Here is a 20,039-nt window from a genome sequence, read left to right as displayed (position 1 = left end):
GCGAGCCCTGCGTCTCCCAGATGTACCGGGGGACGCAGGGCTCGACCGTGTCGGCTGCCCGGATCAGCCGAGGGGACGGCACAGCAGGGCGTCGGGGCGGCCCTGCTGGGCCGACTTCCAGGTCATGGCGACGCCGGCGACGTACTCGTTGTCGGCGCACTGGCCCTTGTAGTCGCTCTCGGCCCAGTCACTGCCCTTGGCACCGCCAGTGGCCGGGCGGTTGTCGCCCCGGTCGAACCACACGTTGCGGCCGTTGGTGGGCAGCGGGGTGGCGGAGGGTGCGCAGAGCAGGGAGACCATGGCGGGGCCGTTCATGCTGTAGCCGACGGCGAAGCTGTTCACCGGGCACTGGATCTTGTTGTAGCCGACGGCCCAGTCGCCCTGCTTGACGTAACGCTCGTCGTTGACCATCTCCCACGCGCCCGCCGCCTTGCGCGGCTCGGCGACGTCGGTGCACAGCCCGCGGCCGTAGCTGCGGCTGAGCCCGATCAGACGCTCGGAGTCGGGGCAGTTGCCCTTGGAGTTGCCCGGGCTCCAGTCCGCCTTGGCGAGCATGGTGCGGGAGAGGTTCCAGTCGCCGTGGTCGATGTCGACGATGTTCCAGTGGTTGACCGGGGCGATGTGACCGCTCTTGGCCGGGGCGTCGACCAGCTTGTTCCAGTCGGTGGCCCGCCAGTCACCGTCGTCCTCGACGCCGGTCTTCTTGCCGGAGGCGTCGTACGAGATCAGTGCCCAGCTGTCGTTCGGTGTGCCCTTGTCGTCGCTCCAGCCCACGAGCGGCCACTGGGCGAAGTCGGTGTCGTTCTTCACCAGGATGTCGGTGAAGTTCTTGAACCAGGCCTTCTCCTTGGTGTCGGTGGAGCCACGCCCAGCAGCACCGAACTCGCTGACCCACACCGGGGCCGTGAAGTGCTTGCCCTCCTCGGTGACGAACAGGCCCTCGTTGTTCACGACCTGGGCGAGCTGGTCGGGGGTGAAGTCCTCGTAACGCGGGTCGCTGGTCGATCCGGGGCCGCTGCCCGCGCCGGTGTTGGCCGGGCCCGTGTAGGCGTAGAAGTGCACCGCGTAGACGAGCTTGTTCGAGTCGATCAGGGTGTGGGAGAGGGTGCGGACCGGCTTGAGGTCGGGGCGCTGGTGGGGCAGGCCGTCGGCGGGGATGCCCTGCCAGTTGATGCCCTCCATGATGATCAGCAGGTCGGGGTCGGCCTGGAGGATCTTGTTCCCGGCCTGTTCGAAGGCGGTGTACTCGTCGTGCGCGTCGCCCCAGCCCCAGTTGGCGTCGTCCCAGGTGTCGCGGCGGACCTCGTTGCGCAGGTCGGCGCCGACGACGCGCTTGTTGTTCTGGTAGCGCTTGGCCATGAACACCCAGTCGTCGATCCATTGTTGGGTCGACTGTCCGCTGTTCCAGCGCTCGTTGCCGTCGAGGCCGCAGCAGAAGCGGTAGGTGGTGGTGTGGTTGTTGAGGATCACGGCGAAGCCGTCGGCGGTCAGCGCGGCAATGACGGCGTCGAACACCTCAAGGGGTGTCTTGCCCTTGAGCTGCGGGTTGGCCGCGACCGCACTGTCCGGCACGACGGTCTTGTCGTGCACGAGTGCGTTGGCGAACGGCAGCCGGATGCTGTTGATGCCGAGGCTGTGGAAGTCGGCCATGATCCGGCTGATCGGGGTGCGGTCCAGGCCGAGGGGTATGTTGTTCGACTTCTGGCGCGCCTGGTGGTTCGCCACGTCGTTGGCGTCGCCGCTTCCTACGTAAGTCCCTTGGGCGCCCGCCCAGTTGCTCGACTTGAGCTTGAAGCGGTTGCCGTCGGCGTCGACGATGTACCGGCCGCGTGTGCTGAGGGGGGCGGTCCATGAGTCGGCTAGTTGGGCGGCGGTGAGCGGGGTGGGGGCTGTGGCGGTGAGCGGAGCTGTGGCGGAGGCCAATGCTTTGGCGTGGGCGATGTCCGGGGAGGCGACGGCTCCGGGGACGGCTACGGCCAGCAGGGCGACGGCGGTGAGCAGCGTGGGGATGCTGCGCTTGGGCCGTCTGGCGGGACTGGCGGATCTCATACGGCTACCCTCCGGGGGCCACGCGTGATGGGGAACACGGCGGTAAGTTACCGGAGGTTAACAACCTTCGCCAGAGCCGATCAGCCCCCAACCGACCCGGATATACGGTGACTTGGCGTCACCTCTCGGCTCAGCCACCCCGACCTACGGGCAACCCCTAACCCAGCTTTCACATGCCCTGCCGAGTCGATGACCCTGGCAACCGGTGTTCTTGGCGGACCCGGCATCGGCCCCTCCCCCGCCCGGACCACCGCACGCGGTGAGGGTGACAGTGAGCGCGACGGCCGCCGCGACGGCGGCGACGGAACGGTACACGTGCATGACTTCCCCCTGGATGCCACTGATCGGCGCGAAGGACCCCGTCGTTCTCAGCCGAAAACGATGCTCCGGTCGGTGGCCTCCGGTGCGGCGAAGGCTAGAAGCGGCTCGGCCTCCTCCAGCACCGCCGAACTGTCCCCCTTCGACAGCGGTCGGAACGGAGTGATGAGCAGCGTAGACCCCTTCAACGACCATGTGCCGTGGACGAATCCGTCCACGAGGAAGGTGGGCCGGACCATCGCCTGGCCCGGCATCACCTGCTTGCGCCCCTCCTCGCTGATGACTCGGGTGCGGTCCGCGTGGCCGAGAAGGAGGTTGTCGAAGGCGGGAAGAAAGCGTACCGGTAGAGGGCCGTCCGGGTCGGCGAGAGGCATGTCGGGGAGGTCAAACAGCTCCGTGCCCTGCTCGTCACGGAAAGCGCGTAGCTGCGGTCGCAGTTCGTCGAGCAGCGCGCGCATACGGGTCAGTCCTGACCAGGCCTGGATGTCCTTCACGCCGGCCGGGCCGAACGCGGCCAGGTAGCGGCGGACCAGTCGCTCGGCCTGCGGCGCTTCCATCGGCCGGCCGATCCACTGCTCCGCGGCCGTCACGGAGATTCCGTTGCGAGTCCCCCACCCTCCCCATGCGCCGGTCGCGGGGGCGTGCACCATGGGCACCCGTAGCTCGAACGCCCCCGCGAGCACGCGGCCGTCGCGGCCGGGGAAGCGTTCGGCGAGCGACGAGGCGAGCTCGCGCCGTGGCACGGTCTGACCAGCCATCAGTTCCCGCCCAGCGGTGACGAGTTCGTCGAGGTCCAGGCCCGCGGTCTGTTCGGTGAAGTACCGCGCCCGCGAGGTGCGGTCCAGGACGGGCTGGAGGACCGGCCTCAGCCAGCGGTAGTCGTCGCCGCTCGTCAGATGCTGCGTGCTGCGCAGCACCGCCGAGCGCACCACCCGCCGGTCGTCGAGCAGTGCCGTCAGTTCGTTGTGCTTGAAGTCGGCAAGCCGCGTCCACAGGCCCAGGTAGGGCCAGTTGGGCTCCTGCCCCTGCAGGGCGACCAGGTGCTCGACGACTTCGAGCGCCGGGCGGGACGTCCGGACGTCCAGGAACTGGCGCTGGAGAAGTGTCCGGTTCAGGGTGCGGTTGGAGAGTTGGGGTTCCAATTCAGGTACCCACCTGGGTCCGCAGGACATCTTCCAGCGAAGTCGCACCATGCCCCATCAGATCCTCGATCGCCGTGGTCGCGGCGGCGAGTGAGCCGTCGGCGATCGCGGTATACGTGGACACCCAGGCGTCGAGCTCCCAGTCGGGTGCGCCGTAACCCGCCCGGGAGGCGTACGCCTCGTCGATCGTCTCCGGCAGGTACGTCACCGGGCGCCCGGTGACGGAGGTGATCGTGGCCGCCACCTCGGTGAGCGTGAGCGCTTCCGGGCCGGTCAGTTCGTAGGCCGTGCCGGTGTGCGGGGCCGGGTCGCGCAGTACTGCGACGGCGGCGTCGGCGATGTCGTCCTGGGCTACGACGGCGGCCCGGCCGTCGCCGGCGGGGCCCCGGATGACGCCGTCCTCGCCGACGAGGCCGGGCATGAAGTCGGCGTACAGGTTGTCGCGCAGGAACGTGAAGGGGATGCCGCTGTCGCGGATGTGCTGCTCAGTGTCCCAGTGGTCGCGGGCCAGGGTGAAGGTGGCGTCGGGCGCGGCGCCGTAGAACGAGATGTACACCAGGTGGGCCACGCCGACGTGTGCGGCGGCATCGACGAACGCGCGGTGTTGTGTGCGGCGGTCGGCGGATTCCGAGGCCGAGACCATCAGGACGCGGTCGGTGGGGCGGAGCGCGCGCACGAGGGCGTCGTGGTCGCCGTAGGCGCCCTGTGCGGCGGTGGCTCCGGGCAGTTCCGGGGCGCGGGCCGGGGTGCGCGCCAGCAGGGTCTGCGGGATGCCGGCGGCTGCCAGGCGGCGCGCGATACGTCCGCCGAGGCGGCCGGTGGCGCCGGTGACGGCGTAGGTGTGCTCGGCGGGAGCCATCGCGGTTCTCCTTGTTCACGTCCCGATGCGCTGCTGCTGGTCAATGCTTATCAGGCGCGTGCGGGGCCCGCACCCGAGTCACCCTTCGTCAAACGCTTCTCCGAACAGATGCCGCTGCGTGGAAGCGCGGTTCCGGCGGACGTGGTTGAGTGCGCTCGCGCGGGCCCGCTCCGGGTCGCGGGACGCTATTGCCTCGTACAACTCACGGTGTTCGGTGAGCAGTTGGCGCCATTCGGAGTTGAGCCGGGTGAGCCAGCGAAGTCGTCCGTCGACCGGTTTCATCACGGACATCAGCAGGCCGTTGCCCGCCATGGCGAGTATGCGGTCGTGGATGCGGGTGTTCGCTTCAGTGATCGCGACCGCGTCGTCGGTGCGGGTCGCGACGGCCGCCCGGTCCAGCAGTTCCTCCAGTTCGGCGAGGTCACGCTTCGTGGCGCGCTGGGCCGCGAGGCCGGTGGCGTAGACCTCCAACGCCTCGCGCAGCTCGAAGAGTTCGGCGACATCGGCGGGGGTGAGGGTGCGTACGACCGCCCTGCGCGGTGTCTCGAAGGTGACGAAGCCTTCGGTGAGCAGCGCTCTGATCGCCTCGCGGACCGGCGCCCTGGACACGCCCAGACGGTCGGCGAGTTCACGCTCGACGAGACGGTCACCGGGGCGCAGGCGCCCGTCGATGATCTCCTGCCGCAGCTCGGCGAGTACGCGCTCGCGAACGGCGCCGAGCGACGACGGAGGGTGGGCGGCCGGGTGGCGCGCAGGCTCGGGCTCGGGCTCGGGTGACAACGATGCCGACGGCGAAGAGGGCGATGGCCGAGAAGTGGGCGAAGGAAGCAATGGGGGCGACGTGGGCGACAGTTGAGGCGACGACTCCGCGGCGGTCATGGGTCCATCTTCCCCGACTCCCGCGACGTTTTACTGACTTGTGACCTGCACAGACATTGGCCCCTGCGGCTCGGAGCGGGACGATAACGCCGCTTTGGTATACCAAAGACGCCCTTTTGTGACGGCTTGTCCAGATCAGGCCCGCTCTTCAGGGTCACCGCACGCCCGTACGGCCCGCACCTCTGCTCTCACAGCACGTCCCCGCTCGGCAGCACCCGTACCAGTACGGCATCCGCACCCGGACCCGCATCCGTCCCAGCACGGCACCCGCATCGGTTTCCGAATACGCACCCACACCCCGACCCCTATCCCCCTATCCCCCTACAGGCCCCATCCCCTCGCTCATGGAGGTCCAGATGTCCGTCACCGAGCCCACGCAGGGCCTCGCGCCAGGCTTCGTCCCTGATCCACGCCTGATCAACGAAGACCTCGCGCCCGCCGAGAAGCGAAACTGGAAGGTCTTCGACCTCTTCGCGATGTGGATGTCCGACGTCCACAACCTCGGCAACTACACCTTCGCCGCGGGTCTGCTCGTCCTGGGCCTGAACGCCTGGCAGATCTTCACGTCGCTGCTCGCCGGCTTCGTGATCATCTACATCGGGATGAACATGATGGGCCGCATCGGCCAGCGCCACGGCGTCCCGTTCCCGGTCGTGAGCCGCATCAGCTTCGGCGTGTGGGGTGCCAACATCCCGGCTCTCATCAGGGCGATCATCGCCATCATGTGGTACGGAATCCAGACCTACCTGGCCTCCGTCGCCGTGAACGTCATGCTGCTCGCGGCCATACCCGAGCTCAAGTCGTGGACGGAGCACCGGTTCCTGGGGCTCGACGCGCTGGGCTGGGTCTCGTTCCTCGCCCTGTGGGTGGTCCAGGCGCTGATCATCAATCAGGGCATGGAGTCCGTCCGTAAGTTCCAGGACTTCTGCGGTCCGGCGATCTGGCTCGTCATGATCGCCCTGGCCATCTGGATCCTCTCCAAGGCCGGCTGGAGCATCTCGCTCACGACGACCCCGCACCCGGTGTCCACGGGTGAGCAGGTGCGGCAGTGGTTCGGCGCGATGGGGTTGATCCTGGCCACATACGGCACGCTGATGCTCAACTTCTGCGACTTCTCGCGCTTCGCGCCGAACTACCGGGCCGTGCAGCGCGGCAACTTCTGGGGTCTGCCGATCAACTCGACCGCCTTCGTCATCGTGTCGGTGATCGTGACGGCCGGATCGATCAAGGTCTTCGGCAAGGCCATCACCGACCCGGCGCTCCTCGTCGCCCAGGTCGGCAACACGTGGGTCCTCGTCCTGGGCGCGCTCACGTTCGCCATCGCCACGATGGGCGTCAACATCGTCGCCAATTTCGTGTCGCCCGCGTACGACCTGGCGAACGTGTGGCCGCAGAAGATCAACTTCAAGGTCGGCGGCATGATCAGCACGGTGGCGGCCCTGCTGGTCACTCCGTGGAACCTGTACTCGAACCCGACCGTCGTCAACTACTTCCTCGGCGGTCTCGGCGCGTTCCTCGGCCCGCTGTTCGGCGTGATCATGGTCGACTACTACTGGGTCAAGCGGGGCCGGGTCGACGTCACGCAGCTGTTCAACGCGGACACCAACTCGCCGTACTACTACCGCAAGGGCGTCAACCCCAAGGCACTGTGGGCGTTCCTGCCGACGGCGGCCTGCGCGGCGATGCTGGCCCTCGTCCCGTTCTTCAGCCCCGTGGCCCCCTACTCCTGGTTCATCGGAACAGCGGCCGCGGCCGTCCTCTACGCCGGACTGTGCGGCAAGGAGCGGGCCGCGGCGGAGGCGGCAGTGCCCGCAGCCACGGACGCGGCAGGTCAGGTGGCCGTGGAGGACTGACCACGTGCGGCGCTGACGTAACGCCCCCGGCCCTGCCCGGCCACACGTGAACCTGACGTGCGGCCGGGCAGGGCCATGCGGAGGCCGGCTCGTGCACACCCCCGGCCGGAGCCAGCTCACGCAGATCTTGCGCTGACGTACACACCTGGGCGCCCACTGACCGGCGCGTGTAGCGCCATGTTCACGGCGAGTCCTTAACGGAGTCTTGACGCTCCGAGTGAGGTCGGCCATGGGCGGGCGTGTCACTCTCTGCATATCCTGTTCCGCCGTCCGTGTGATGGCCGAAACCCCTCGCAGAGCCACACCTCAGGAGAGCACGTCCATGGCCACCACCGAACAACCGCCGCCCAGCCGATTGCGGACGTGGATGCTGGAGGGGCTGTCCGACATGGGCAAGGCGGGTGAACGCACCCCCGCGCAGGCCCCGCCCGAGCCGGTGCACAAGGGTCAGCGCTGGTGGCGGGTGATGTGTCTGACGGGTGTCGACTACTTCTCGACCCTCGGCTACCAGCCGGGCATCGCCGCCCTGGCCGCCGGCCTGCTGTCGCCGATCGCGACGATCGTGCTCGTCATAGTCACCCTGGCCGGCGCCCTGCCGGTCTACCGCCGGGTCGCCGAGGAAAGTCCGCACGGCGAGGGTTCCATCGCCATGCTGGAGCGGCTCCTCTCCTTCTGGAAGGGCAAGCTCTTCGTCCTCACCCTGCTCGGCTTCGCGGCGACCGACTTCCTGGTCACCATGACGCTCTCCGCCGCCGACGCCTCCACCCACCTCGTGGAGAACCCGCATCTGAACAGCACGCTCCACGGTCACCAGATGGTGATCACGCTGTTCCTGCTGGCGCTGCTCGGCGCGGTGTTCCTGAAGGGCTTCCTGGAGGCCATCGGCGTCGCCGTCGCCCTCGTCGGCGTCTACCTCGCGCTCAACGTGGTCGTCGTGATCGTCGGTCTGTGGCACGTCGCCACCGCCGGGCACGTGGTCACCGACTGGACCAGCGCCCTGACCGCGCAGCACGGCAACGTGTTCCTCATGATCGGCGTGTCCCTGCTCGTCTTCCCGAAGCTCGCGCTCGGCCTGTCCGGCTTCGAGACCGGCGTCGCGGTCATGCCCCACGTCCAGGGCGACGCCACCGACACGGAGGAACGCCCGACGGGCCGTATCCGTGACGCGAAGAAGCTCCTGACCACCGCCGCCATCATCATGAGCGCGTTCCTGATCACCACCAGCTTCATCACCACGGTGCTGATCCCGGCCAAGGAGTTCCAGAACGGCGGCCAGGCCAACGGCCGTGCGCTCGCCTACCTCGCCCACGAGTATCTGGGCGGGACGTTCGGCACGGTCTACGACGTGTCGACCATCTGCATCCTGTGGTTCGCGGGCGCCTCCGCCATGGCCGGCCTGCTCAACCTGATGCCGCGCTACCTGCCCCGCTACGGCATGGCCCCGCACTGGGCCCGGGCCGTCCGCCCCATGGTCATCGTCTTCACCCTCGTCGCCTTCCTCGTCACCTGGATCTTCGACGCCGACGTGAACAAGCAGGGCGGTGCGTACGCGACCGGTGTGCTGGTCCTGATCAGCTCCGCCGCGATCGCGGTGACCATCGCCGCGCGCAAGGCCCGTCAGCGCAAGTGGACCATCGGGTTCGGCGTCATCGCCGCCGTGTTCCTCTACACGACCGTCGTGAACGTCATCGAGCGCCCGGACGGTGTGAAGATCGGTGCCTGCTTCATCGTCGGCATCATCCTGGTCTCGCTGGCCTCCCGACTGGCCCGCGCCTTCGAGCTGCGCGTGACGAGCATGACGCTCGATCCGCTGGCGGAACGTTTCATCCGTGACATGGCCAGCCGGAAGATCCGGTTCATCGCCAACGAGCCCGACGCGCGCGACAAGGCCGAGTACCGCGACAAGATCGAGCAGATCCGGGCCGACAACGACATGCCCGAGCTGGAGGATTTCGTCTTCATCGAGGTCACGGTCACCGACCCCTCCGACTTCGAGGCGGGCCTGACCGTACGGGGCGAAGTGCTGCACAACCGCTACCGGGTCCTGACGGTCGAGTCCGCGTCCATCCCGAACGCCCTGGCAGCCGTCCTCCTGCACGTCCGGGACATGACGAACCGCACGCCCCACATCTACTTCGAGTGGACCGAGGGCAACCCCTTCACCAACTTCCTGCGCTTCTTCCTCTTCGGCCAGGGCGAGGTAGCCCCGGTCACCCGAGAGGTCCTGCGCGAGGCCGAACCGGACCGCGACCGCCGCCCCCGCGTCCACACCGGCTGACGCCAGGCCAAGACGCCTGAAGGCACCTGACATACGAACGCACGCGGCGGGCAACCACCGCGTGCGTTCGTATGTCACGTCAGTTCTGGGCAGGCTGGGTCAGGGGCGGGTCGGGAGGATCAACAGGGCGTCTCCGACCGGGCGTTCACCCGCGGCGTCCGAGGGGCTGTTGATCACTTGGCCGTCGGTCACCATCGTCGTGGATCCGCCGCCGTCGAGGTTGATCGCGTCACGCAGACCGAGTGCCCTGGCGACGGCGGCGCTTTCGGGGATGCTCAGGCCGAGCGCGGCGGTGCTGCGGCCGTCGGCGGTGACGAGGACGGTGCGGCCGGCCGCGTCGGTACCGGCCAGTGTGCGGGGGTTCCGTTTGTGCACCCACCCGTAGTAGAAGCTCGGGTTGCCGGGCTGCACCATGCCGTCGGCGGCCACGGTGACGTGCGCGGCCCCCTTCCGGACGAGTTCGGGACCGCCGTTCAGGACGCTGGTGCGGGTCGACGGAGAGACCGTCTCGCCGTTCGCGTCCTTCAGCACGGTACGGATCCGCAGTGGCGCGCCCACGCTCGCCAGCTTGCTCAGCCGGGCGACTTCGTCACCGGTCGCCTGTACGGAAGTGGCGCCCGCCGGCAGCGCTCCCCCGCGTGGTGACCGTACCGACAGCACCCGGCCGCGACGGTCGAGCACGGCCTCGATCCCCTCGCCGCTGGGCGTCTCCTTGCCGAACTCATGGGTGAAGACGACGAGTTCGTCATCGTCCGTGCAGGTCACATCGTGCAGCGGAAGTGAGGTGGGCTTGTCGTCGGCGGTGCCGCCGCAGTTCCTGATCAGACCAGGGACGCGATTGATCCCGTCCAGCGGCAGCGACGCGTTGCGGCCGCTCACCGTGGCCTGCCAGGTGAGCCGGGTGATATCGGTCCCGGTGCCGTCGTCGCGGACCAGCAGGGAGGGCCGTCCGCTCACCGGTTCGCTCAGCAGCCGGCCGTCGTAGACACCGACCCCGGCGGGATCGCCAGGCGCCCCGGCCTTCGGGTCGAGGACGAAGAACCCGGCGTTGACGGCCGCGTTCGCCCCGGCCGCGGCGGCGAGTTCGCTGGTCTTCTCCCGGTTCTCCAGGTCCGGCCCGTACGACGCTTTCAGCGCGCCCTTGAAACGCGCCGGGTCGATGGTGAGGACGTCGACCCGCCACGGGCCCTGGTCCGTGGCGTCCCCGTCCCACCCGCGGTACACAGCTGCACCCGTGTAGCCCGCCGCCCGGAGCCGGGTGCGCTCCGTATTGGCGGCGGACTGCGCGTCGTACTGGCCGACCCTTACGCGCCAGCCGAGTGTGCCGCCCGCGAAGTCGGCCGTCCTGGCTGTCGTGACCTTTTCGGCCCGGGCCTCGAATCCGTCCGCGCGCAGGTCGGCGACGAGTTGGTCAGCACTCGCGCTGTCGTTGAGCGCCGACGGTGGCGCGTCGGGATCGGGGGACGTTGCACCGGACGGGATGGAGACCTCGACCGTCCAGCCGAGCGCCGGGGCGTCGGCTCCGCGCACGATCCGCGTGAGCGTGACACCGGGCTGGAGCTGCCGGGTGGTCCGGGTCTCGGCCAGCCCGGCGGGACCGAGCGGCAACGAGGCGGCGGCCACCGGTTCCGTACGCGGCGCCGACGAGGCCGGAGCCGGCGTGGCCCCCACCGTGGCAAGAACGGCCAGCACCGCGCCGGCACCGGAAAGTCTGCGTCTCACGAGCCCCCCAAAGGACGAAATGCCTGACCGGTAACGGTGCTTGTGGTCGAGACCACCCGTCAAGACGTGCGTACGCCATCCGTCTGGGGGGCCACCCGAGTGGCGCGCTCCCTACGACACCGCCACCGGCCTCAGTGCCAGATGCCCGGCCCGGTGCAGCCAAGCCACCATGCCCGCGCACGCCAGTCCGGTCGCCGCCAGGGAGACCCACGGCAGCCAGCGCACTCCGGTGTCGAAGAGCGCTCCCACGGCCAGGTTCCCGAGAGAGATCGCGATGCCGGAGGCCGTGTTGTAGGCGCCGTAGTACGTGGCGACGAGCCGGTCCCCTGACAGGCGGACCACGGTGTCCATCTCGAACGGGTAGAGCAGTGCGCCTCCCCAGGCCAGGAGCGCGGCGCAGGCCATGAGGGCGCCGGCTCCGGCCACGGCGTCATCGGTTCCGGGCAGCAGCGGCAGGAATGCCGCCGCCATCACCGCGAGTCCCCATGCGATGGCGCGTGGCCCGGTCATCGTCCGTTTCGCCCAGGCCGTCAGCTTCAGCTGTCCCGACAGTGCGGCGAGCGCCGACACCGCGAAGACCGCGCCCGTCACCAACCCGGTCCGGTCGCCGAAGAGTTCGCGGGCGCGGAGCGGCAGCGCGAGGTAGACCTGGAAGGCGAGGACGTACGAGCCGGTCATCGCGGCGGCGAACAACAGGAACGGCCGGTTGGCCGCGACGGTCCGCCAGTCGGTGGCGACCGCGCGCCAGGCGGGCTCGGCCCCTCGGTCGACGGGAGGCCGGTCGGGCAGTGCGCGGGCCTGGAGGACGGCAAGCACTCCGAAGATGAGTGCGGCGACGGCGCACACGGCGCCGAAGTCCCAGGCCAGCAGGGCGAGTCCGGCGAGCGGGCCGATGAGGATGCCCGCCTGGTAGAAGACGTTGAACGTGGCGAACGCCTCCACCCGGCGCTCCTCACCCACTGCCTGGGCGAGGTAGGCGCGTACGGCCGGGTTGAACAGGGCGCCGGCGAGCCCGGTCGCGGCGGACGCGGCCAGCAGTGCGGGCAGGGTGTCGGCGAAGCCGAGCAGCCCGAACGCGGCGGTGCGCAGCGCGCAGCCGGCCAGGATCATGGGCTTGCAGCCGTACCGGTCGGCGAGCGTTCCGCCGACGAGGAACATGCCTTGCTGGGACAGATTGCGTACGCCGAGGACCAGGCCGACCGTCCAGGCCGCGAGCCCGAGCCCGTGCGCGAGGTGGTCGGCGAGGTAGGGCATCAGCATGTAGAAGGCGAGATTGATGGCGAATTGATTGACCATCAGGAGGCGTACGGGCCGGTCGAACGAGGCGAGTTGGGCGCGGAGTCCGCTCATCGGTTCACCGCCTCGGTGTGTGCAGCAGCACGCGGTGCGGGGCGGCCGAGCGGATCACGAACCGCCCGGCACCTCGTCCACGCGACCACCTCCCGGCTGTCGGGTTCATCGATCTCGTCCGGCTGCCCGGGCGGCTCGTTCGTCAGGAGGTCGTGGTCGCGGCACCAGGCGTCGTTGTAGACGGTCTCCAGGTAGCGGTGGGGTCCGTCGGGAAAGATCGCGGCGATACGGGTCCCTGCCGGGTGGGCGCCGGCGGCCCAGCCAGCGACGAGCGCGACGGCCCCGACGCTCCAGCCGCCGCACGCGTAGTGCCGTCGTGCCAGTTGGCGGCAGGCCCACACCGCTTCGGCGGGCGCGACCCAGTGGACCTCGTCGAAGGCGGCGTAGTCGACGTTCGAGGGGTGGATGCTGGAGCCCAGGCCGCGCATCAGGCGGGGCCTGACGGGCTGGCCGAAGATCGCGGATCCGGTGGAGTCGACGCCGATGAGGCTCATCGCGGGAAACGCCTGGCTCAGCACGCGGGCGGTGCCGGCCGAGTGTCCGCCTGTGCCGACGGCCGCCACCAGCACGTCCACATGGCCGAGTTGAGCGATGAGCTCGGTGGCGAGGGGCCGGTAGGCAGCGACGTTGTCGGGGTTGTGGTACTGGTCCGGGCAGTAGGCGCCGGGGGTGCGGGCGAGGATTTCGACGACCCTGTCGCGCCGCGCCTGCTGCCAGCCGCCTTCGGGGTGCGGGGTGCGGACCTGCTCCACACGGGCGCCGTACGCGGTGAGCAAGCGGATCATCGACGGCTCCATGCCGGGGTCGGTCACGATCGTCACCGGATGGCCGTAGGTCAGTCCGGCGAGGGCGAGGCCGAGACCGAGGGTGCCGCTGGACGACTCGACGACGGGGGCACCGGGCGCGAGTTCGCCGCGCCTCCGAGCCTCCCGGACCATGTGCAGGCCGGGCCGGTCCTTGATGCCTCCGGGGTTGGCGCCTTCGAGCTTGGCGTGGAAGCCCCGGCCCGGCGGGGCGAAGGGGGCGTCGACCCACAGCACCGGGCTGTTGCCGACGAGCCGGTGCGGGCGCTGGGCCGCCTCCGGGGCGATGAGCTTGAGGGACGGATCAGGCAGGAAGACGTGCATGACGGTACGACTCCTCAGGGCGCTGGTTTCGACGGTTCGGTGGCGCGCGGGCACACAACTGCGTCCGGACGGGCCGGACTTGAGGCAGAGGTGTGCGGGGGCGGCTACTGCCGTCGAAGGCAGTGGAGATCGAGGAGCGAGTCGTGCAGGGGCGGGTCAGCGGCAGCGGATGTGCTGTCGCCCGGAACGGGATCGGACAACACCGCGCCGGTGGGCGCCAGAGGATCCGGGGTCGCCACCAGAACCGGGGCGTCGGCCGTGGAGGCACGCGGTCGGTCCACGGTGTGGTCCACGTGCCCGTCGGCGGAGTGATCGTGCTCCGGTGCCGACTCCCCCACTTGGTGGGGACCGACTTGGCCGTGGTGTGCGCAGTGCGCGACGGTGACCTCGTAGTACGAGGCTCCGGTGCCCGGGCTCGCGTGCACCATGCCCGCGACATGGCCGAGGACCAGCAGCACCAGGCCGAGCAGCAGGGCCGCACGGCCCCACCTTTGCCCTCCCGCTGCCACCTCGCGCACTCCGATCACCTGCGCACCGTATGCGATCAATGACTGTGTGTCACACCTGCGGCGATATGTCGGCGCCAGGATGGGCTGACCAGCCGCCCTCACCGCAGCCCCTGGCAACCAGGTTTTACCAAGTCACACCCTTTCCACCCGCATCCCGGCACTATTCGGACGTTCGTCCCCCGGGGTACATTCGACGCTCAGTGGGCAGGGGACCCTTTCTCGTGGTGTGGCCGGGTTCGAGGGAAAACAAGCATGATGGCCGACAGTCGTGGCGCTATCGCCTTGGCGGGGGATCTGGTGCGCGCGGGTTCGTTCGACGAGCTCGTGCGTCGTCTGTATGCCGGCATCGACGACCTCTTCGGTCCGGTGTGTGTCGGGTTCGACCTTCTCGACCCGGACACGCACGAGGTGCGGCGGACGTCGGCGCGCGGTGTCAGTGACTACTTCATGGCCCGGTACGACCGGTTCGCGCGGCGGGCCGACCCCGTGCTCAACTTCGCCATCGACCACCGCGTGGTCACGCACAACCTGTCAATGATGTCGTCCGCCGAGTGGCGGTCCCTGGTGATCTACCAGGAAGTGTTCTCCCTGCACCGGATGACGAGCCTCGTCTACGCGCCGGTGGTGGCCGACGACCGGGTGGTCGCGACCCTCAACCTCGGCCGGGAGGACGGGTCGGCCGGATTCGACGCCGAGCAGCTGGAGCAGGCCCAGGCCCTCGCCGATCTTCTCGGCGCCGTGCTGCGCGCCCAGCGGAAGGCCGACGCACTCGCCCGGCGCGCGGACCAGTACGCGGCCGCCCTCGACCTGTGCGGCGAGGCGATGGTGGTGACCGATCTCCGGGAGGGCGAGCGGCACGTCAATCCCTCGGCGGCGGCGATCCTGGCGGGCCGTTCCCCGGCCGAGCCCTCGCTGGACGAGGAGCTGGCGCTGCACCGCGCGCGCGGCGCCGGCGGGGTCGAGGGTGCGAGTGCGCTGGTCAAGCGATCGGTGACGCTGGAGGACAGCGACACCCTCGTCACCTTCCTGCACGCGGAGCAGGGCGGCGAGCGGCTGCCGGAATGGCTCCTGCAACGGCTTACGCCCCGCGAGGCCGACGTCGCGGCGCTGGTCGCCCGCGGCTGCCGGGACGGTGAGATCGCGCAGCACCTCGTGCTGAGCACGCACACCGTCAAGGGCCACCTGCGCGAGATCTACCGCAAGCTCGAGGTCCGCTCCCGCGTGGAGCTGACCCGCCTCGCCTCCGGCCAGGAGCACTGACCCCCCTCGTTCGAGGGGGGTGCCAAGAGCGCCCGTACGAGTCCTGACCGGCGCGTTCGCCCGAGCCTAGGCTCCGGGATCACCCGAGCAACGTGACGGCGGTCACCGATGAGGATCGGTCCCGCGTCCGCCGATCGCCCCGCTCCGGGACCTACACCGAGTACGGGAGTGGAGCCATGACTGTTGCCGACGTCCGGGCCGCCGAGGAGCTCGCGGCCATCGACGCCGAATTCCTGATCCATCCGCACGGCGCCCCCGGCCCCGGCGAGCGGATGATCGTCACCCGGGGCAAGGGCGCCAGGATCTGGGACTCGACCGGCCGTGAGTACATCGACGGAACCGGTGGCGGTCTGTGGGCCAACCTGGTCGGGCACGGCCGTACGGAACTCGCCGACGTAGCCCGCAAGGAGCTGGCCGACCTCGGGTTCTTCTGCACGTTCTGGGAGTTCTCCAACCCGGCGCAGATCCGGCTGGCCAAGCGCCTGGTCGAGCTGGCGCCCGAGGGCATCGCCAAGGTCAACCTGACCGCCGGCGGCACCGAGGGCATCGAGTCCGCGCTGAAGATGGCCCGGCTGTTCCACTTCGAGTCCGGTCACCCGGAGAAGCAGTGGATCCTGTCGCGCCGCAGCAGCTACCACGGTGTCGGCTACGGCTCCACAGCCGCCACCGACTTCGACTGGCTCCGGCACGGATTCGGCCCCCAGCCGGCCGGCTTCGCCCACCTGACGCCGCCGTGGCCCTACCACTCGGAGCTGTACGGCGACCAGGACCCGACCGACTTCCTGATCGCGGAGCTCCTGGAGACGATCGAGCGCATCGGGCCGGAGAAGATCGCGGCGTTCGTCGGCGAGCCGATCATGGGTGTGGGCGGAATGCTGGTGCCGCCGGACGACTACTGGCCGCGGGTCGAGGCGATCCTGCGGGAGCACGACATCCTCCTGATCCTGGACGAGGTCGTCACCGGTTACGGCCGCGCCGGCCACCACTTCGCCGCCGAACGCTACGGTCTGCGCCCCGACATCATCGTGTCGGCCAAGGGCATCACCAGCGGATACTTCCCGGTCGGTGCCGTGCTGATGACCGACCGGGTCGCGCAGGGGATCTCCAGTGGCGACCACGGTTTCCCGATCGGCTACACGTACGCCGGGCATCCGGCCGGGGCCGCCGTCGCCCTGGCCAACCTGGACATCATCGAGCGCGAGGGCCTGGTGGACCGGGCGGCGCAGATGGGCGAGTTCCTGGCCACCCGGCTCAAGTCCCTGCTGGACGTGCCGCTGGTCGGCGAGGTGCGAAACGTCGGTCTGATGGCGGCGGTCGAGGTGGTGACCGACCGCAGGAAGCGGACCCCCATGGAGTCCGTCGACGCGATCGCCGCCGAGATCCGTGCCACGCACGGCGCCATCGTGCGGCCCTCGGTCGGGTCCGCGCTGATCCTGTCGCCGCCGCTGACCATCACCGAGGACGAGCTGGACGTCTGCGTCGACGCAATCGGTGAGGTGCTCCGGCGGACCAACACCGACGGCACCGTGAACGCGAGGAAGTGAGAAGCCATGGGCACTCACACGGAAAAGAACGCCGCCACCACCGGATCCGGCAGCCTGCGGGCCAACGCCGTGGGTGCGACCGGCATCGTGTTCTTCGTCGTGGCGGCGGCGTCACCGCTGTCGGCCGCGCTCGGCGGAAGCCCGGCGGCCATCGGCGCGGGCAACGGCGCCGGCGCGCCCGCCGCGTACCTGGGGGTCGGTGCCGTACTGCTGCTGTTCTCCGTCGGATACGCGGCCATGAGCCGGTACGTGACCGTCGGCGGTGGCTTCGCCGCCTACATCCAGGAGGCGCTGGGCGCCCGGATGGGCCGTGGTGCCGCGTATCTGGCGAGTGTGTCGTACGTGGCCATGCAGGTGGGCATCTACGGGATCTTCGGGTTCTTCGCCCACGTGGTGTTCAGCCAGCAGCTCGGGGTGAATTTGCCCTGGTCGGTGTGGGCGTTCATCGCCATGGTGCTGGTGGGTGTGCTGGCGTACGTCGAGATCGACCTGTCCGCCAAGGTGCTCGGCGTACTGATGGTGTGCGAGGTGATCGTCCTTCTCGTGGTCGACTTCGCGATCGTCGGCCAGGGCGGTGCGCACGGCATCTCGTTCACGAGCTTCAGCCCGTCCACGGTGACGCAGGGCGCGGTGGGCATCGCGTTGATGTTCGCGTTCGCGTCGTTCATCGGGTTCGAGGCCACCGCGATCTACAGCGAGGAGGCCAGCGACCCGGACCGGACCATCCCCCGGGCGACCTACGCGGCCGTACTGCTCATCACGGTGTTCCTGGTGTTCACCATCTGGTGCTTCGTCATCGGGCACGGCGCCGACAAGGTCAAGGGCGTGGCGCAGCAGAGCCCCGACGGCTTCGTGTTCACGCTCTCCACCCACTACGTCGGCACGGTGTGGACCGACATCATGCAGTACCTGCTGATCACGAGCTTCTTCGCGGCGCTGCTGGCCTTCCACAACACGATCGCCCGCTATCTGCTGACGCTGAGCCGCCGTGGCTGGGGCCCGAGTCTCCTGGCCCGTACCCACCCGAAGTTCCAGTCGCCGCATGTCGCGGGCGTGTTCCAGAGCATCGTGGGCGCGGTCGTCGTCGGGTTCTTCGCGGTGGCGGGGCTCGACCCGTACACCGCGCTGTTCTCCTGGACGATCGGTCTGGGCACCCTCGGTGTGATCGTGCTCCAGGCGTGGACCTGCGTCGCGATCATCACGTTCTTCCGGCGGCGTCAGACGGGGCTCGGCCTGTGGCGCACGCTGATCGCGCCGGGCCTGGGCGGGCTCGGCATGGTCACGGCGATCGTGCTCGCGCTCAAGAACTGGGGCGTGCTCGTCGGCGCCGACACGGGTTTCTCGAACTATCTGCCGTTGATCGTGCCCGCCGTCGTCGTCATCGGCGTACTCCTCCCGTCGCGCACCAAGGAGGCGGACGCCACCCCTCCTAGCCCGGCCGCTTCGCTGGCCACCACCGACCACGGCTGAACCTCCCACCTCTTCCCGGCCGAGGGCTGCTCGGCCGCAGGTACTTCCACTCGACCTACAGAAGGCGACTTCGATGAACACTGCCGCACTGACCAAGCAGTACATCGCGGGCAAGTGGCGCGACGGCTCCGGCGAGAAGGAGCTCCACGACCAGAACCCGTTCAACGGCCGGAACATCGGCAGCTTCACGCTCGCCACCCGTGACGACATCGACGAGGCCTACCGCGCCGCGCAGACCGCTCAGCGCGCATGGGAGCAGGTCAACGCCTACGGCAAGCGGACGGTGTTCGAAACCGCCGCCCGCACGGTCGGGGAACGGGCCGAGGAGATCACCGCGCTCATCATCGAGGAGGTCGGTGGTACGGCGCTGAAGGCGGCGTTCGAGATCGGCCTGGTCATCGACATACTCAAGGAAGCGGCCACGCTGCCGCTGCGGATGCAGGGAAGCATTCTGCCCTCGCCGGTGCCAGACACGGAGAACTTCGTGTACCGCAAGCCGGTCGGCGTCGTCGGTGTCATCAGCCCGTTCAACTTCCCGTTCTTCCTGGGCATGAAGTGCGTGGCGCCGGCGCTGGCCACCGGCAACGGTGTGGTGCTCAAGCCGCACGAGGAGACCCCGATCGTCGGCGGCACCCTCATCGCCAAGATCCTTCAGGACGCGGGGCTGCCGTCGGGGCTGCTCAACGTCACCGTCACGGAGATCCCCGCGATCGGCGACTACTTCCTGGAGCACCCGGTCCCCCGCGCGTTCGCGTTCACCGGCTCCACCGCCGTCGGCCGGCACGTGGGCGAGGTGGCGGCCCGCCACTTCAAGAAGGCCATCCTCGAACTGGGCGGCAACAGCGCGTTCATCGTCTGCGAGGACGCCGACCTCGACTACGCGGTGGACTCGGCGGTGTTCAGCCGCTTCACCCACCAGGGCCAGATCTGCATGTCCGCCAACCGGATCCTGGTGCACTCGAGCGTCGCCGCCGAGTTCAAGGAGAAGTTCACCGCGAAGGTGGCCGCTCTGACCACGGGTGACCCGGCCGACCCGGCGACGATCGTCGGGCCGCTCATCAACCACCGGGAGGTCGTCAGCCTGGAGGAAAGGGTTGACGCCGCGGTGGCCGCCGGCGCCCGCGCTCTCGTCCGCGGCAAGACGGAGGGCAACGTCGTGGCCCCCGTCGTCCTCGACAACGTCTCCGTCACCGACGAGATCGCCCGCGTGGAACTGTTCGGCCCTGTGGTCCTTGTCCTGGAGTTCGACAGCGAGGACGAGGCGGTCGAGATGGCCAACGACACGGACTTCGGCCTCAGCGGCGCGATCCACACCCGGGATCTGACCCGCGGCGTGCGGATCGCCCGGCGCATCGACACCGGCATGATGCACGTCAACGACTCCACGATCGCCGACGAGCCGATCGTGCCGTTCGGCGGCGAGAAGCAGTCCGGTCTCGGGCGGCTCGGCGGCCAGTCCACCATCGACGAACTCACCACCCAGCAGTGGATCTCGGTCAACCACGGGCGGCGGATCTACCCGTACCAGTGAGCCCTGCCGGTGACCCGTACCAGTAGTCCGCACCAGTAGTCCGCACCCGTAATCCGTACCCGTAAGCAGACCGGTCCCGTCCGGGCAGGTGGGGTGGCTATGCGCCGCTCCACCTGCCCGGCTTCGGCCATTGCCGAGCCAACACCCG

The 20,039-nt window shown here is 69.3% G+C and carries 14 protein-coding genes; 6 read left to right on the top strand and 8 right to left on the bottom strand.

The window, feature by feature from the left end; all coding sequences use genetic code 11:
* Nucleotides 1-63: 63 nt before the first annotated feature.
* From ABZ893_RS23585 to ABZ893_RS23570, 4 genes are all read right to left on the bottom strand, one after another.
* Nucleotides 64-2,049, bottom strand: a complete 1,986-nt coding sequence (locus tag ABZ893_RS23585; protein WP_361407017.1) for a cellulase family glycosylhydrolase — start codon at nucleotides 2,047-2,049, stop codon at nucleotides 64-66.
* Between the two features lie 368 nt (nucleotides 2,050-2,417).
* The gene (locus tag ABZ893_RS23580; RefSeq protein WP_361407015.1) at nucleotides 2,418-3,509 is read right to left on the bottom strand and encodes a winged helix DNA-binding domain-containing protein; all 1,092 of its coding nucleotides are present in this window, start codon (nucleotides 3,507-3,509) and stop codon (nucleotides 2,418-2,420) included.
* A gap of 1 nt (nucleotide 3,510) precedes the next feature.
* A complete protein-coding gene (locus ABZ893_RS23575) occupies nucleotides 3,511-4,368 on the bottom strand; it encodes an SDR family oxidoreductase (RefSeq protein ID WP_361407013.1) in 858 nt (285 codons plus the stop codon).
* A gap of 78 nt (nucleotides 4,369-4,446) precedes the next feature.
* Nucleotides 4,447-5,148 carry a GntR family transcriptional regulator gene (locus ABZ893_RS23570; protein WP_361407011.1) on the bottom strand — a complete coding sequence of 234 codons (702 nt, stop codon included), beginning with the start codon at nucleotides 5,146-5,148 and terminating at the stop codon, nucleotides 4,447-4,449.
* A 455-nt stretch (nucleotides 5,149-5,603) separates the two neighbouring features.
* On the opposite strand from ABZ893_RS23570, the gene ABZ893_RS23565 reads away from it, so the two are divergent.
* Nucleotides 5,604-7,100: an NCS1 family nucleobase:cation symporter-1 gene (locus ABZ893_RS23565; protein WP_361407009.1), complete on the top strand. Its 1,497-nt coding sequence runs from the start codon at nucleotides 5,604-5,606 to the stop codon at nucleotides 7,098-7,100.
* 322 nt (nucleotides 7,101-7,422) lie between these two features.
* Nucleotides 7,423-9,378 carry an APC family permease gene (locus ABZ893_RS23560; RefSeq protein WP_361407007.1) on the top strand — a complete coding sequence of 652 codons (1,956 nt, stop codon included), beginning with the start codon at nucleotides 7,423-7,425 and terminating at the stop codon, nucleotides 9,376-9,378.
* A 99-nt stretch (nucleotides 9,379-9,477) separates the two neighbouring features.
* On the opposite strand, the gene ABZ893_RS23555 is transcribed toward ABZ893_RS23560, so the two are convergent.
* From ABZ893_RS23555 to ABZ893_RS23540, 4 genes are all read right to left on the bottom strand, one after another.
* Complete coding sequence (locus tag ABZ893_RS23555) at nucleotides 9,478-11,100, bottom strand: phosphodiester glycosidase family protein (RefSeq protein WP_361407005.1); 1,623 nt, start codon at nucleotides 11,098-11,100, stop codon at nucleotides 9,478-9,480.
* A 111-nt stretch (nucleotides 11,101-11,211) separates the two neighbouring features.
* Nucleotides 11,212-12,450: an MFS transporter gene (locus ABZ893_RS23550; RefSeq protein WP_361407003.1), complete on the bottom strand. Its 1,239-nt coding sequence runs from the start codon at nucleotides 12,448-12,450 to the stop codon at nucleotides 11,212-11,214.
* Nucleotides 12,447-13,577 (bottom strand): PLP-dependent cysteine synthase family protein, encoded by a 1,131-nt coding sequence (locus tag ABZ893_RS23545; RefSeq protein WP_361407001.1) that lies wholly within the window; start codon nucleotides 13,575-13,577, stop codon nucleotides 12,447-12,449. The genes ABZ893_RS23550 and ABZ893_RS23545 overlap by 4 nt, the downstream gene beginning before the upstream one ends.
* Nucleotides 13,578-13,681: 104 nt before the next feature.
* Nucleotides 13,682-14,104, bottom strand: a complete 423-nt coding sequence (locus tag ABZ893_RS23540; protein ID WP_361406999.1) for a hypothetical protein — start codon at nucleotides 14,102-14,104, stop codon at nucleotides 13,682-13,684.
* Nucleotides 14,105-14,338: 234 nt separating this feature from the next.
* Here ABZ893_RS23540 and ABZ893_RS23535 point away from each other — a divergent pair, with 234 nt between their 5' ends.
* The 4 genes from ABZ893_RS23535 (at nucleotide 14,339) to ABZ893_RS23520 (ending at nucleotide 19,891) form a co-directional block, all read left to right on the top strand.
* On the top strand, nucleotides 14,339-15,346 hold the full coding sequence (locus ABZ893_RS23535; RefSeq protein ID WP_361406997.1) for a LuxR C-terminal-related transcriptional regulator: 1,008 nt from the start codon (nucleotides 14,339-14,341) through the stop codon (nucleotides 15,344-15,346).
* A 176-nt stretch (nucleotides 15,347-15,522) separates the two neighbouring features.
* Nucleotides 15,523-16,890, top strand: coding sequence for an aspartate aminotransferase family protein (locus tag ABZ893_RS23530; protein ID WP_361406995.1), 1,368 nt, complete (start codon nucleotides 15,523-15,525; stop codon nucleotides 16,888-16,890).
* A 6-nt stretch (nucleotides 16,891-16,896) separates the two neighbouring features.
* Nucleotides 16,897-18,360, top strand: coding sequence for an APC family permease (locus ABZ893_RS23525; RefSeq protein WP_361406993.1), 1,464 nt, complete (start codon nucleotides 16,897-16,899; stop codon nucleotides 18,358-18,360).
* A gap of 73 nt (nucleotides 18,361-18,433) precedes the next feature.
* Entirely contained in the window at nucleotides 18,434-19,891 is a 1,458-nt protein-coding gene (locus tag ABZ893_RS23520) for an aldehyde dehydrogenase family protein (RefSeq protein ID WP_361406992.1), read from the top strand.
* Nucleotides 19,892-20,039 lie beyond the last annotated feature (148 nt).

It is taken from the genome of Streptomyces sp. NPDC046821 (assembly GCF_040645335.1).
GTDB lineage: Bacteria > Actinomycetota > Actinomycetes > Streptomycetales > Streptomycetaceae > Streptomyces.
The sequence above is the reverse complement of the archived record's forward strand: the minus strand, read 5'-3'. Positions and strand labels throughout refer to the sequence as shown.